We start from the raw sequence: 14,190 nt of genomic DNA, 5'->3' as shown, positions 1-14,190 counted from the left end.
CGCGGCGCGCCCGCGGCGATGTCCGGCAACTTCCTGCCCAGCGCGACCCTGCATGGCGCCGCCGGACTGCTGGCGACGCTCGGCGGCGATCCACTGCGACTCGCGGCCGAGTTGCGCATTCCCGCCGATGCGCTGCGCAAGCCGGACCTGCCGCTGTCGGCACGCGCCGTCGGCGGCTTCTTGGAACGTGCCGCCGAGGTCAGCGGCTGTCGCAGCTTCGGCCTGCGCCTGGCCGCGCGTTCGAACATGGCGATTCTCGGACCGCTGTGGCTGCTGCTGCGCAACGCCGCGAGCGTGCGCCAGATGTTCGAGGATCTCGCGGCGCACTACGACATCTTCACCAGCGCCGCGACGGTGACGCTCGAAGCGGCTGACGGCGGTTTGTTCGTCGGCTGGGATACCGCGGTCGCACAGGCCGGCGGCAGCGTGCAGGCCGTCGAGTTCGTGCTCGCGCTGTTCTGCAACGAGCTGCGCCTGCGCTGCACGCCTGGCTGGCAACCGCCGCTGCTGCAGTTCCGGCACGCGGCGCCGGCGCGGCTCGACGAGCACCGCCGCGTGTTCGGTCCGCGCCTGCAGTTCGACGCCGAGCGCAACGCCTTGTTTCTCGACGCGCAGACACTAGCGCAGCCCGGCAAGGTGCAGGACTCGCGCGCGCGCACGCTGGTTGCCGCAATGCTGCGGCTCGACCACGATCGCCCGGACCCCGATCTTGCCGCACGCGTCGAGGGCATCGTGCGCGCGCTGCTGCCGTATGCCGCCTGCAGCTTGCACGACGTCAGCCGCGTGCTCGGCATGGCGGCGCGCACCCTGCAGGAACATCTCGCCGGCGAAGGGCGCCGTTTCAAGACGATCCGCGACGCCGTGCGCGCCGACCTCGCGCTCAAATACCTGCAGCAGTCGAGCCTGAGCCTTTCCGAGATCGCCGACATCCTCGGCTACACCAGCCTGAGCAGCTTCTCGCATTCGTTCCGCCGCTGGCACGGGCAGCCGGCCTCGGCCTTGCGCCGTCGGCAGGGTCTGCGCCTTGCGCGCGCGCCGCTGTTCACCACCCGGCACGTCGGCGAGCCTTGATGCGAGGTTCGCGGCTGCGGTCGTCGATCCGCGCGTAGAAGCAAACAGGCCGCGCGTAAACGCAATCGCCGCCGTCGCCACCGCTCGACAATCGGGGTCGCCATCGTCGGGCCATGGGCCCGATGCGGTCCGTGCGAACACCGACAAGAGCGAGGAGACAGGCAAATGAACGAATCCAATCCCCCGACCCCTTCGATGAGCCGGCGCGGGTTTCTCGGCGCCAGCGCGGCGCTCAGCGCCACCCTGAGCCTGCCGTGGTCCTGGGCGGGCGCGCAGTCGGTCGCCCGCATCGGCGGTACGACGCCGCCGTGGCTGGTGTGGGACGACGAGGCCGACCCGGTTGTCGCCGCGCTGATCGACAGCGGCGCCGTACCCGCGGTCAATGCGTTGTTGCGCGGCTGGACCCGCAACGCGCAGCCGCTGCCGGCGGGCCTGCCGAGCTATCTGCACCAGTTCATCGAGCGCGCGCGGCAGCTCCCGGCCTGGACCAACACCGGCAAGCTCAAGGCCGCGACCGACTTCAACAAGAAGCGCGGCACCTACCTGGGCGTGGCCTACGGTTTCGTCAGCGGCATGATGAGCACGGTGATTCCGCACGAGGCGCGCGCGGTCTACTACTCCAAGGGCGGCGCCGACATGAAGCGCCGCATCTCGCGCACCGCGAAATTCGGCTACGACATCGGCTCGCTCGGCGGCTTTCATGATCCCAACGGCGAGATGATCGTCACCGCGGTGAAGACGCGGCTCGCACACGCCGGCGTGCGCCACCTGCTGCCGCAGTCGCCCCATTGGCGGGCCGGCGCCGACCAGCCCAAGCCGATCAGTCAGCGCGACATTCTCGTCACCTGGCACAGCCTGCCGACCTCGGTGATGCGCGCCCTGCGGCAGTGGGGCGTGAACGTGCCGGCCGCGGAAGCCGACGCCTTCCTGCATTCCTGGCAGGTGGCCGCCCACATGCTGGGCGTGCGCGACGAGTACATCCCGGCCACCTGGGCGGCGGCCGATGCACAGGCGCCGGAGATTCTCGATCCCGTGCTGGCGCCGACGGCCGAGGGCATCGAGCTGGCGCAGATCCTGCTCGACCTGGCCGCGGACACCGACCGCGGCGTCTTCAGCCGGCCGATGCTGGAGTCGATGACGCGCTACTTCCTTGGGCCGCGCATCGCCGAGTGGCTGCGCATTCCGCGCCGTCCGGTACAGAACCAGATGCTGGCCATGGCCTGGCCGCAGTTCGTGCGCATGAAGGAGGCGGGGCTATGGATGCCCGGCGCAGGCGAGGCGTACTGGTTCTTCGACGAGCTACTGCGTCAGGGCGCGATGTGGTACCTGGCCGAAGGCCAGCCGATCTACATCGAGATTCCGGACACCAACAACCCGAACTATCGCTGATTCCGCGGTGCCCGTCCCTGTGGCTCGCTGCGCGCGACAGAGACGGCGCCGGTTCAGAAGTTCCACACCAGTTGCAGGCTGTAGCTGCGCGGCATCGCGATCGACGGCTGCACGCCGTAGTCGGTGACGAAGATGCCGTTGGTGTAGAACTCGTCGGTGAGGTTGCGCACGCCGGCGGTCAGGCGCAGGTCCAGCGCTTCGTAGAGGTAGCTCAGACGCGCACCGAGCAGCCAGTAGGCCGCCTGCAGTGTGGCCTGACGGTTCGAAGGCTCGTAGAAGAAGTCGTCGGTGTAGTAGGCGTCGAAGGCGGCCTCGAACGGTCCGCCAGGCACGCCCCAGGTCTTGCTCAACGACAGCGTCCCGGTGAAGGTCGGCGAGCGGATCACCTGATTGCCCGAGTAGTCGTTGTCCTGCGAGAAGAAGCCGGCCTCGTCGAATCCGGCCGCGCCGGTGAAGTCCTGGTACTCGGCGTCCAGCCACGCGGCGCCGCCAGCCAGCACCAGATCATCGACGAGCGAAGGCAACAGCACCAGCACGCCGTCGAAGTCGGCGCCACGGATACGCGCACGGCCGGCGTTCTGGAAGCTGATCACGCCACCGGCGAACAGCGAGATGAACGCCTGCTGCAGATTGGCGACGTCATAGTCGAACACCGCGCCGTTAAGACGCAGCAGGCCGTCGAAGGCCGAGAACTTGGCGCCCAGCTCCCAGGCGACGATCTCCTCGGGCTTGACGTAGTCGGGCTGGTCGTAGATGGCGACCGTGTTGTAGGTCGCGGCCTTGAGCGCCTTCTGCCACGACAGGTAGATCAGCGTGTCGTCGTTGAACGGCCGCAGGTCGATCGAGACCTTCGGCGAGAAGGTGCTACGCGTGTCGCTCGCCGGATACGGGTCGCCGTTGCTGTCGGTCGCGCGGTCGGTGTTGTCGATCAGCTCGGTGCGCGTGCCGTCGCCGTTGTCGAGGCCCACGGAGGAGTCGTAGATGTAGCGTTCCTCGACTTGGTAGCGCCCACCCAGCGTGACGTCGAGCCAGTCGGTGACGCTGGTCGTGGTCTGGGCGAAGACCGCGCGCGAATCGGTGCCGATCAGTCCGGTCAGGCTCAGCGCGCCGCTGGGAGCCGCCTGCGCCAGACCGATCAGGCCACGCAGGGCCTCGGGCAGCGCCAGCGGTCCCAGCGTGCCCTGTTCGAGGCTGATGCCGTTGACGATGAAGTTCAAGATCTCGAAGCCGTTCACGCCCTCGAAGTAGTAGCCGCCGAGGATCCACTTGAACCAATCTGGCCCGAACTCGTCGTTCGACAGGAATTGCACTTCCAGCGAGCGCGCGTCGATGTACTGGCTGGGCGTTTCGAAGGTGGAGATCGGCTGCGGCGAACCGTCGAAATCGCGGATGCCGGCGGTGTCCATGCGCTGATCGCTGGCGATGATCTTGAAGTCGAACCACGGCGCGTTGTATTCGAGCTGGCCGTAGTAGACGGTGTTCGCGTCGGTCTGCGTGTAGGCGGGCGCGTCGATCGCACCATGTGTGCCCGGCTGCGGCTGGATACCCTGCAGCATGCCCAGCGTCGACGGCCTTGCGTTGTAGGCGATGTTGGCGGCGGCGCCATGCAGTTCGAGCCGGAACATCGCGAGCTGCAGTTCGAGATCGTCGCGCGGCCGCCAGCGCGCCTTGATGCGCAAGCCCTCGGTGTCATCGTCGGGAATCCCGGTCGGCGGGTTGCCGCGCGTGCCGGTGTAGAAGTTGTCGAAGGTGCTGGTGACCGCAGACGCATTGATCGCGAAGCTGTCGCTCAGCGGGAGGTTGCCGTAGAGGCGCGCCATCCGCGTGTAGGTGTCGGCGCTGAGCAGCAGCTCGCCGAAGGCATCGTCGAACGTCGGCTTTTTGGTGTGGATGCTGAACGCACCGCCGGTCGCGTTGCGGCCGAACAGCGTGCCCTGCGGACCCTTGAGCACCTCGATGCGCTCGACGGCGCCGAAGTTCTGCGCGAGATTGGACGCGAACGGAAAGTAGATGCCGTCGATGTACGTCGCGACACTCGGATCGGCGGCCGTCACCGCATCGGTGCCGACGCCGCGCAGAAAGGTCACGACATAGCTGACCTGCGAGGTGATGTTCAAGCCCGGGGTGATGCGCTGCAGGTCGGTCTGGTCGGTGATGCCCATCGCATCGAGCTTCTCGCCCGAGAAGGCCTGCACCGAGATCGGCACGTCCTGCAGATTCTCCTCGCGCTTTTGCGCGGTGACGACGATCTCCTCGACCAAGCGGCTGCGCGACGCGCGCGCCGGCACGTCGCCCGTCGGCGCGGGTTCGCGCGGCAGCGGGATCACGCCGGTGGTCTGCGCATCGGCCTCGTCGCGGGCTTGTGCCGCCGGTGTCTCGTCCTCGGCGGCGGTCGGCTCCTGGGGCGCGGACGGGCGCTGAGCATCGCCGAGCAGCGCGTCCAGATCGTCCTGCACCGTTGCCGTCGCGGCGGTGCCGGCAACGAGCAGCGTCATCCACAGTGGAATGGTCCAGCGTCCACGCATTGTGATTCTCCTCGCTCCACGGTTCCGGGTCGCGCCGGCCCCTGATGCCGTCGCGGACACCCGGATATGAATTCCTTGCTACGTCACGGTGCGCGACCGCGTGCGCCGCAGCCAATCGATGAACAGCAGCGCGAACAGCAGATCGCCAGCGGCGAGCAACGGCAGGCGCCAGTCGATGACGCCCTGCAGCCACGGTACGTCCGCTGCGGCGACGGCGAGCAGCTTGCCGATCGCGCCGAGCTCGGCATAGACGCGGTAGCGCAGCGGATCGAGCGCAAGACGCAGATAGGCATAGCCGAACAGACCGACCAGCGCGCCGGCCAGATTGGCGACGACGACATCGCTGCCGTCGATCGGATCGAGTCCGAACGCCGCAGCAAGCTGCGGGCGCGCGCACAGCAGCGCAGCAGCGACCGCGGCGTTGAAGATGGCAGCGGAGCCGAACAGCACGACGGCGTAGCGGTCGGTGGGCAGCATGGCGACGCGCGATCCCTCAGAAGTTCCAGATCAACTGCGCGAAGTACGAGCGCGGCGGCGCCAGCGTCGGCTGCACGCCGAAGTCGGTGGCGAAGAATCCGGCGGTGTAGAACTCGTCGGTGAGATTGCGCACGCCGCCGGTGACACGCAAATCCCAGCGTTCGAACAGATAGCTCAGGCGCGCACCGAGCAGCCAGTAGGATTCCTGCTTCGACGCCTCCCGATTGCTGGCCTCGTAGTAGAAGTCTTCGGTGTAGTAGGCGTCGAACACCGCCTCCAACGCACCGCCGGGAATCTCCCAGGTCTTGCTCAGCGACAGCGTCGCGGTGAGCTGCGGCGTGCGGATCAACTGGTTGCCGCTGTAGTCCTGGTCGCTGACGAAGGTGCCGTTCTCGTTGAAACCGGAGGCGCCGTCGAATTCCCGGTACTCGGTGTCGAGCCAGGCGGCACCGCCGGACAGCGTGAGGTTGTCGATCAGCGACGGGAACAGTTGCACGAGGCCGTCGATGTCGGCGCCGACGATGCGTGCGCGGCCGGCGTTCTGGAAGCTGATGACGCCACCGGCGAACAGCGACAGGTAGTAGGTCTGCAGGTTCTCGACGTCGTAGTGAAAGGCGGCGGCGTTGAAGCGCGCGAGGCCGTCGAACATCGAGGTCTTGAGGCCGACTTCGAAGGCCTCGATCTCCTCGGGCGCGACGTAGTTCGGCTGCGTGTAGATCGCAATCGTGTTGTAGGTCGCCGCCTTGACCGCCTGCTGCCACGAGACGAACAGCAGGGTCTCGCCGTTGGCGAACGGGCGGAACTCCAGCGTCACCTTGGGCGAGAAGTCTTTTTGTTCGTCACGCGCCGGATAGGGATTGCCGTCGCTGTCGACCGAACGGTCGCTGTTGTCGAAAAGCTGCACCTGTCCGCCGTCGGCGGTCCCCAGCCCCACGGTGGACTCGACGATGTAGCGCTCCTCGACCTGGTATCGGCCGCCGAGCGTCAGCGAGAACCAGTCGGCGAGCGCGAACGTGGCCTGCGTGAACAGCGCGCGCGAGTCGGTGCCGATCAGGCCGGTCATGTTGATCGCGCCGGTCGGCAGCACGGCGCCCGGAATCAGGCGCAGGATGTCGACCAGTGGGTCGGGCAGGGCGATGCCGGCCAGCGTGCCGTTGGGCAGATCGACGCCGGCGAGATAGAAGTCGAGCGCGCCGAAACCCATCGTCGAGCGGAAGTAGTAGGCGCCGACGATCCATTCCAGCCAATCCGGCCCGGCTTCGCCGTTCGACAGCAGTTGCAGTTCGAGCGACTGCGCGTCGATGTACTGGCTCGGCGTGACGAAGGTCGAGATCGGCAGCCGCGAGCCGTCGAAGTCACGCAGGCCAGCGGTGTCCATGCGCTGGTCGCTGCCGAACAGCTTGATGTCGAGCCAGGGCGCGTGCCAGACCACGCTGCCGTAGTAGACCGTGTTGTCGTCGGTGATGTTGTACGGCCGCGAGTCGACCGAGCCTTCGTAACCCGGCTGCGGAGTAATCAGGAGGCCGAGCGACGACGGTTCGGACGTGAACGCCACGCTACCGTTGTACGATTCCTGCTCGAACCGGAACATCGCCAGACGAAGGTCGAGGGCATCGAAGGGCCGCAGGCGCGCCTTGATGCGGTAGCCGGTCATCTCGTCGCCCGGCATCGGCTCGGGCGGCGTGCCGTAGGTGGCGTCGTAGTAGCCGTCGGTGCGACTGGTCAAGGCGGTGGCGTTGAGGCCGAACCACTCGGTCAGCGGCAGGTTGACGTGTGCGCGATACAACTGCGTGTCGAAGCTGCTGAAGTTCGTCAGCAGCTCGCCGCGCAGGCCGCCGTCGAGATCGGGCTCCTCGGTGTAGATCGCGATCGCACCGCCGGTGGCGTTGCGGCCGAACAGCGTGCCCTGCGGCCCCTTGAGCACCTCGATGCGATCGACGGCGCCGAAGTTCTGCGCGAGGTTCGATGCGAACGGGTAGTAGACGCCGTCGATGTAGGTGGCGACGCTCGGCTCGGCGGCAATCGTCGCATCCGTACCGATGCCGCGCAGGAAGGTCATCACATAGCTGACCTGCGTGGTCACGTTGAGGCCCGGCGTGATGCGCTGCAGATCGGTCTGGTCGGTCACGCCGAGCGCGTCGAGCAGCTCGCCGCTGAAGACCTGCACCGAAACCGGCACGTCCTGCAGATTCTGCTCGCGCTTTTGTGCGGTGACGACGATCTCTTCGACGAAGCGGCTGCGCGGCGCTGTGGGCGCCAGTTCGTCCGCCGCCGCGGTGTCGTCCGCCACGGCGATCACGTCGGTGCTTTCTGCGGGCGCAGTCGCCGCTTCGTCGGACGCATTCGGCGAGTCCGCAGGGTCCTGCGCAGCAGGCGCGGGGCTTGCAGCGGGCGCCGGACGGGAATCAGGCGGCGTCTCGCCGCCTTCGAGCAGCCAGTCGAGGTCGTCCTGCGCGACGGTCGCGGTCGCTGCGCCCAGCAAAGCCACTGCCAAACACCAGGACATCATCCCCCGCCGTGTCATGCGCCTCTCCTCTGCTGTGGCTCTGTCGGCCCTGCGGCGCCCGGACATCGCCGCAGCGTGCCAAACATGATGCGAATCATGACACTTGTCAAATATTGACCGTGGCCGCGATACCCGTCGGCCAGCGTCGCTTTCGCTCAGCGCCCGCGAAACTGCGGCTTGCGCTTCTGCACGAAGGCGATCGCGCCTTCGGTGAAATCCTGCGAGCGGCCGCAGTCGCGCTGCAGATCGGCTTCGAGATCGAGTTGCGCGGCCAGATCGTTCTGCGCCGCCGCGTGCATCGCGCGCTTGATGCGCTCGATCGCAATCGCCGGCCCGTCGGCGAGCTGGCGCGCGATCGCGGTCGCCCGCGCAAGCACCTCGGCGTCGTCGACGACTTCCCAGATCAGGCCCCATTCCAAGGCCTTGGTCGCGGGCAGCCGCTCGCCGAGCAGCGCCAGCCCGAGCGCGCGCTGCGTACCGACGGTGCGCGGCAGCAGCCAGGTGCCGCCGGCATCCGGAATCAGGCCGACGTTGACGAAGGCCTGCAGGAAATAGCTGCTGCGCCCGGCGATGGTCAGGTCGGCCATCAGCGCGACATTGGCACCGGCACCCGCAGCCACGCCGTTGACGGCGGCGATGATCGGCTTGGGCAGCGCGCGCATCTTCAGCAGCAGCGGGTTGTAGTAACGGTCGAGTACGTAGCCAAGGTCGAGTCTGCCTTGCACGTCGACCGGCGGCGCGTTGTCGGCGGTCAGATCGGCACCTGTGGAGAACGCGCGTCCCTCGCCGGTGAGCACGATGGCGCGCACCGACGGATCGTTCGCTGCGCGGTCGAAGGCCGCATCGAGCTCCTCCATCAACGACAGCGTCATCGCATTGAGTGCCTGCGGTCGGTTGAAGCGCAGCGTCGCGATGCCGTTGTCGAAGCCGTAGAGGATGGTCTGCGTGCTCATGGTCCAGTCGTGGGTTTCGTGTCTACAGCTTTTCGCGCGTCGGTCGGTTGTGCAGCATGAAGCCGAGAATCCACGCGGCGAGAACGCCGAACGGCGGACGCAGCAAGACGCCGGCCTTGGTCAGCGGACTCATGTACAGCACTGGCTTGATGTGCGAAAAGCGCTCGAAACCACTGCGCCCGCGATACGCACCGATGCCGCTGGCACCGATGCCGCCGAACGGCAGGTTGTGCTGGATCGCGTGATAGCCGCAGCCGTTGATGCTGACGCCGCCGCTGATCGTGCGCCGCAGCACCTTGTCGACGTCGCCGCGACGATGACCGAAGTAGTACAGCGCGAGCGGACGCTCGCCGGCGTTGACCTGCGCGATCGCATCGTCGAGCGTGCGGTAGGTCATCACCGGCAGCACCGGCCCGAAGATCTCCTCGCTGCCGAGCGCGGTGTCGCGCGGGCAGCGCGACACCAGCGTCGGCGGGAACACGCGGTTGTCGGCGTTGCAGGTTTCGACCGCCGGATTGAAGGTCTCGACCGAAGCACCCTTGTCGCGCGCCTCACGGACCCATTTATCGAGGCGCTCCCAGTCGCTACGCATCAGCACGCGGCCGTAATCCGGGTTGACGACGAGGCTCGGGTAATAGCGGCGAATCGCCGCGCGTGCGTGTTCGAGGAATTCGGTGGCGCGCGATTCCGGCACCAGCGCGTAGTCGCTGGCGACGCAGGTCTGGCCCGCGTTCATCAGCTTGCTCTGCACGATGGTTTCGGCCGCAGCCTTGATGTCGAAGTCGTCGCCGACGATCGCCGGGCACTTGCCGCCGAGTTCGAGCGTGACCGGCACCAGGTTCTCGGCCGCATCACGCATCACCAGCTTGCCGACGCGGGTCGAGCCGGTGAACACCAGATGATCGAAGGCCAGCTTGGAGAAGCGCTTGGCAATGCTGCTGTCGCCGGTGACGACGGCGACGTGATCCTCGGCAAACAGGCCGCTGATGATCTCGCGCATCAGCTCCGAGGTTTTCGGCGTCAGGCTCGACGGCTTCATCATCACATGATTGCCGGCCGCGAGTGCACCGACCACTGGCGAGAGCGTCGTCATCACCGGATAGTTGTACGCGCCGATGACGCCGACCACACCCAGCGGTTGCGGCATCAGCCGCGCGCGGCTCGGGCGGAACTGCCAGTTGGCCGCGACGCGCCGCGTGCGCATCCAGCGCTCCAGATGCGACAGCGCGTGGCGCAGATCGTCGATGACGACGAACAGCTCCAGCAGGGACTCCTGCGGTGCGCGCCCGCCGAAGTCCAGCCGCATCGCCTCGGCCAGATCGAACCGACGCGCCAGCAGCGCGTCGAGCAACGCCTTGAGCACCTGCTTGCGCTCATCCAGCGACGAAGGCTCGCCGCGTGCGTTGAAGGCGGCGCGCTGGCGCGTCAGCAACGCGGCCAGCGCGTCGTTCTCGGCGTTCGGCAGGCTCACCACCGAGCTCACTGCAGTCTGGCTTTGCATGGGTACTCCTCCATCCCGTCGGTCATCCCCTTATGTCGCGGGAACGAGGACACTGCGACCTCAGGCCGTTTCGGTCTCGGCGCTGCGCGGATAGAAGGCCTCGTTCTTGTGTGCGCGTGCGAGCAACCAGTCGGAAGGCTCGAAGCGCGGACCCCAGGTCTTGGCCAGACGCTGGCACTCGTCCACGAAGGCGCGGATGCCCATCGTGTCGATGTATGACAAGGTGCCGCCGGTCCACGCCGGGAAGCCGATGCCGAGAATCGAGCCGATGTCGGCGTCGATCGGAGTGGCGATCACGCCTTCCTCGAAGCAGCGCGCCGTCTCCAGCGCCATGATCGTCAGCAAGCGCGCCTTGATCTCAGACACGTCAGGCTGCTCGGCCTTGGGCGGGAACGCCTGCTTCAGGCCCGGCCACAGCTTCTTGGGCTGGCCTTGCGGGTAGTCGTAGAAGCCGGCGCCGAAACGGCGGCCCGGACGTTTGAGCTCATCGACCATCTTGTCGATGACCGGGCGGCCGACCTTGCCGCGGTACTTCTCCGGCAGGTTGTCGGCTTCCTGCTGCTTGTAGATGCTTTGCTGCAGGAACATGGTGACTTCGTCGGACACCGCGAGCGGGCCGACCGGGAAGCCGGCCATCTTCGCGCCGTTCTCGATCAACGCCGGCGCGATGCCGTCAAGCAGCATCTTCTGGCCTTCCGCGCAGAAGGTGCCGAACACGCGGCTGGTGAAGAAGCCCGGGAAATCGCGCACGACGATCGGCGTCTTCTTGATCTGCGCGACGTAGTCCAGCGTCCTGGCCAACGTCTCGGAACTGGTCTGCTCGCCGAGAATGATCTCGACCAGCGGCATTTTCTCGACCGGCGAGAAGAAGTGGATGCCGATGAACTGCCTCGGCCGCTTCGATGCCGTGGCGAGGTCGGTGATCGGCAGCGTCGAGGTGTTGGAGCCGAAGATCGCGGTTTGCGGAATAACCGCTTCGGCCTTGTCGGTGACCTCGGCCTTGATCGCACGGTTCTCGAACACGGCCTCGACGATCAGGTCGCAGCCTTCGAGATCGGCGTAGTCCGCCGTGGCCTTGATGCGGTTCAGGATCGCATCGACCTTGTCCTGCGTGGTCTTGCCCTTCTTGAGGTCCTTGGCCTGCTTCGCGGCGATGCCCGCCTTGCCCTTGTCCGCCTGTTCCTGCGTCGTATCAAGCAGCACGACCTCGATGCCGACCTTCGCCGACACGTGCGCGATGCCGGCGCCCATCATGCCGGCGCCGAGCACACCGAGCTTGCTCACCTTGGACTTCGGCACGTTCTTCGGGCGGTTCGCGAGCTTGTCGGCGGCGCCCTTGTTGATGAACATCGTGCGGATCAGGTTGCGCGCGACCGCGCCCGACAGCAGCTTGCCGAAGTACTTGCTTTCGATGCGCAGGCCGGTGCCGATCGGCACCTGCGTGCCCTCGAACACGCAGGACAGAATCGCGTGCGGCGCCGGGTAGTTGCCCTGCGTGTTGGCGAGCGTCAACGCGTTGCCGGCGCCGAAGGACTGCATCGCATGCGCAGCGAGCGGACCCGCGCCGCCCGGCACGCGGAACTTCTTGCTGTCCCATGGTTGTTCGGCACTGGGTGAAGCGAGCAGCCATTCGCGCGCCTTGGCGGCGACCTCCGCCGCCGGCGCGATGGCGTGGACGATGCCGAGCTTGAGCGCCTCGGCCGGCTTGACGTGGCTGCGCTGCAGCAGCAGCGGCAGCGCGTTTATGATGCCGATCAGGCGCGGCAGGCGCTGCGTGCCGCCGGCCCCCGGCAGCAAGCCGACCTGCACTTCAGGCAGACCGACGACCGCCTTCGGATCGTCGGCGAGCACGCGGTAATGGCAGGCCAGGCACAACTCGAAGCCGCCGCCGAGAGCAAGCCCGTTGATCGCCGCGGCGAAGGGCTTGCCGCAGGTCTCGATGCGGCGGAACAGCGCCGAGAGTTCGAACGAGGACTTCGAGGCCTCGACGGTGTCGATGCCCTTGTCGAAAGCCGTGACCAGATCCTTGAGATCGGCACCGGCGACGAAGGCGCCGGGCTTGCCCGAGGTGATGATCGCGCCCTTGATGGCGGCGTCGCTGGCGACGCGCTCGACCGCGGCGGCCAGCTCCTGCGTCAGCTCCGGCGTGATGACGTTCATGCCGCGGTCCGGCACGTCGATGGTCAGCGTCGCGATGCCTTGGGCATCCAGATCGAATTTCAGTGTCGTCATGTGAGAATCCGTAAGAAGTGAGTGGCGAGACGCAAGACGTGAGGATCGTGAACTTTCGTCTCACGTTTCACGTCTCACCATCGAGGACGTCAGACGCGTTCGATGACCGCGGCATTACCCATGCCGGCGCCGACGCATAGCGTCGCCAGCGCGGTGGCCTTGCCGGTGCGTTCCAGCTCGTCGAGCGCGGTGCCGAGGATCATCGCGCCGGTGGCACCGAGCGGATGTCCCATCGCGATCGCGCCGCCGTTGACGTTGACGCGCTCGTGCGGGATCTGCATGTCGCGCATGAAGCGCAGCGCGACCGAGGCGAAGGCCTCGTTGATCTCCCACAGGTCTATGTCGGCAGGCTTCATGCCGGCGAGCTTGAGCGCCTTGTGCGAGACCGCGGCCGGACCGGTCAACATGATGCAGGGCTCGGAGCCGATCGCCGCAAAGCTGCGGATGCGCGCGCGCGGCTTGAGCCCGGCCTTTTGTCCGTACTCGCGCGTGCCGATGAGAATGCCGCAGGCGCCGTCGACGATGCCCGAGGAATTGCCGGCGGTGTGGACGTGATTGATCGCCTCGACCTGCGGATAGCGCTGGATCGCCACCGCGTCGAAGCCGCCCTGTAGGCCGAGCTGCTCGAACGAGGGCTTGAGCTTGCCGAGATCGGCGAGCGTGGTGCCGGGCCGGATGTGCTCGTCGCGATCGAGCACCACTTGGCCGATGACGTCGCGCACCGGCACGATCGACTTGGCGAAGCGCTTCTCCGCCCAGGCCTGTGCCGCGCGGCGCTGGCTCTCGACGGCGAAGGCATCGACGTCCTCGCGCGAGTAGCCGTCGAGGGTGGCGATCAGATCGGCGCTGATGCCCTGCGGCACGAAATGGACCTTGGGCGCGATGGCCGGATCGGTCGGCCACGAGCCGCCATCCGATCCCATGGCCACGCGCGACATCGACTCCACGCCGCCGGCGATCGCCGCCGGCACCATGCCCGACATCACGCGCGCGGCCGCCAGACTCACGGCTTCGAGGCCCGAGCCGCAAAAACGGTTGACCTGCACGCCGGCAACGGTCTCGGCGTAGCCGGCGGCGAGCGCCATCGTGCGCGGCAGCACCGCGCCCTGCTCGCCGACCGGCGAGACGATGCCCATGATCACGTCGTCCACCAGGGTGGTGTCCAGGCCGTTGCGTTCTCTGAGCGCGAGGAGCACCTGGGTGCCGAGCTGCAGCGGAGTGATTTCGTGGAGCGCGCCGTCGGCGCGGCCCTTGCCGCGCGGCGTGCGCACGTGGTCGTAGATGAAGGCTTCAGTCATGGGCATCTTCGGCAGGAGTGGAGGCGCCCGCAGCCGTCGCGCTCCGGGCGGTGCCGATGCTCGCCGCTGCGTCCGCTTTCGGGTATGCGCGAAGCGGCCATCCGTTTAATAATTTGGTAATTCCTAAGCAAACCGGACCAAATCTGAGAGGATTTGGTCATGAAGCGATGTCCCGGATGTGCAGGTTGTCGGCACTATCGCCTGGGGGATGGACGTCTGAAGTGCCGCGCCTGCGGGC

The 14,190-nt window shown here is 67.1% G+C and carries 9 protein-coding genes; 2 read left to right on the top strand and 7 right to left on the bottom strand.

Annotated elements, in window-relative coordinates:
- Positions 1-18 precede the first annotated feature (18 nt).
- On the top strand, positions 19-1,071 hold the full coding sequence (locus ABSH63_RS07695) for an AraC family transcriptional regulator (RefSeq protein ID WP_352888759.1): 1,053 nt from the start codon (positions 19-21) through the stop codon (positions 1,069-1,071).
- A 165-nt stretch (positions 1,072-1,236) separates the two neighbouring features.
- Entirely contained in the window at positions 1,237-2,460 is a 1,224-nt protein-coding gene (locus ABSH63_RS07690; RefSeq protein WP_352888758.1) for an oxygenase MpaB family protein, read from the top strand.
- Positions 2,461-2,513: 53 nt separating this feature from the next.
- On the opposite strand, the gene ABSH63_RS07685 is transcribed toward ABSH63_RS07690, so the two are convergent.
- From ABSH63_RS07685 to ABSH63_RS07655, 7 genes are all read right to left on the bottom strand, one after another.
- Positions 2,514-4,985 carry a TonB-dependent receptor gene (locus tag ABSH63_RS07685; RefSeq protein WP_352888757.1) on the bottom strand — a complete coding sequence of 824 codons (2,472 nt, stop codon included), beginning with the start codon at positions 4,983-4,985 and terminating at the stop codon, positions 2,514-2,516.
- Between the two features lie 78 nt (positions 4,986-5,063).
- The gene (locus ABSH63_RS07680; protein WP_352888756.1) at positions 5,064-5,462 is read right to left on the bottom strand and encodes a hypothetical protein; all 399 of its coding nucleotides are present in this window, start codon (positions 5,460-5,462) and stop codon (positions 5,064-5,066) included.
- A gap of 16 nt (positions 5,463-5,478) precedes the next feature.
- The gene (locus ABSH63_RS07675) at positions 5,479-7,986 is read right to left on the bottom strand and encodes a TonB-dependent receptor (protein ID WP_352888755.1); all 2,508 of its coding nucleotides are present in this window, start codon (positions 7,984-7,986) and stop codon (positions 5,479-5,481) included.
- 137 nt (positions 7,987-8,123) lie between these two features.
- Complete coding sequence (locus tag ABSH63_RS07670; RefSeq protein WP_352888754.1) at positions 8,124-8,921, bottom strand: enoyl-CoA hydratase-related protein; 798 nt, start codon at positions 8,919-8,921, stop codon at positions 8,124-8,126.
- Positions 8,922-8,943: 22 nt separating this feature from the next.
- Positions 8,944-10,422: an aldehyde dehydrogenase family protein gene (locus ABSH63_RS07665; protein ID WP_352888752.1), complete on the bottom strand. Its 1,479-nt coding sequence runs from the start codon at positions 10,420-10,422 to the stop codon at positions 8,944-8,946.
- 60 nt (positions 10,423-10,482) lie between these two features.
- Entirely contained in the window at positions 10,483-12,654 is a 2,172-nt protein-coding gene (locus ABSH63_RS07660; protein WP_352888751.1) for a 3-hydroxyacyl-CoA dehydrogenase NAD-binding domain-containing protein, read from the bottom strand.
- An 89-nt stretch (positions 12,655-12,743) separates the two neighbouring features.
- Positions 12,744-13,952: an acetyl-CoA C-acetyltransferase gene (locus ABSH63_RS07655; RefSeq protein ID WP_352888750.1), complete on the bottom strand. Its 1,209-nt coding sequence runs from the start codon at positions 13,950-13,952 to the stop codon at positions 12,744-12,746.
- Between the last annotated feature and the right edge of the window lie 238 nt (positions 13,953-14,190).

The sequence above is a fragment of the Sinimarinibacterium thermocellulolyticum genome (assembly GCF_040327995.1).
GTDB lineage: Bacteria > Pseudomonadota > Gammaproteobacteria > Nevskiales > Nevskiaceae > Solimonas > Solimonas thermocellulolyticum.
This window is presented reverse-complemented; position numbering and strand designations above follow the sequence as displayed.

Excerpts from the sequence above, each read along its gene's own strand:
- ABSH63_RS07695 (WP_352888759.1), top strand. The coding sequence starts at position 19 with ATGTCCGGCAACTTCCTGCCCAGCGCGACCCTGCATGGCGCCGCCGGA.
- ABSH63_RS07690 (WP_352888758.1), top strand. The coding sequence starts at position 1,237 with ATGAACGAATCCAATCCCCCGACCCCTTCGATGAGCCGGCGCGGGTTT.
- ABSH63_RS07685 (WP_352888757.1), bottom strand. The coding sequence starts at position 4,985 with ATGCGTGGACGCTGGACCATTCCACTGTGGATGACGCTGCTCGTTGCC.
- ABSH63_RS07680 (WP_352888756.1), bottom strand. The coding sequence starts at position 5,462 with ATGCTGCCCACCGACCGCTACGCCGTCGTGCTGTTCGGCTCCGCTGCC.
- ABSH63_RS07675 (WP_352888755.1), bottom strand. The coding sequence starts at position 7,986 with ATGACACGGCGGGGGATGATGTCCTGGTGTTTGGCAGTGGCTTTGCTG.
- ABSH63_RS07670 (WP_352888754.1), bottom strand. The coding sequence starts at position 8,921 with ATGAGCACGCAGACCATCCTCTACGGCTTCGACAACGGCATCGCGACG.
- ABSH63_RS07665 (WP_352888752.1), bottom strand. The coding sequence starts at position 10,422 with ATGCAAAGCCAGACTGCAGTGAGCTCGGTGGTGAGCCTGCCGAACGCC.
- ABSH63_RS07660 (WP_352888751.1), bottom strand. The coding sequence starts at position 12,654 with ATGACGACACTGAAATTCGATCTGGATGCCCAAGGCATCGCGACGCTG.
- ABSH63_RS07655 (WP_352888750.1), bottom strand. The coding sequence starts at position 13,952 with ATGACTGAAGCCTTCATCTACGACCACGTGCGCACGCCGCGCGGCAAG.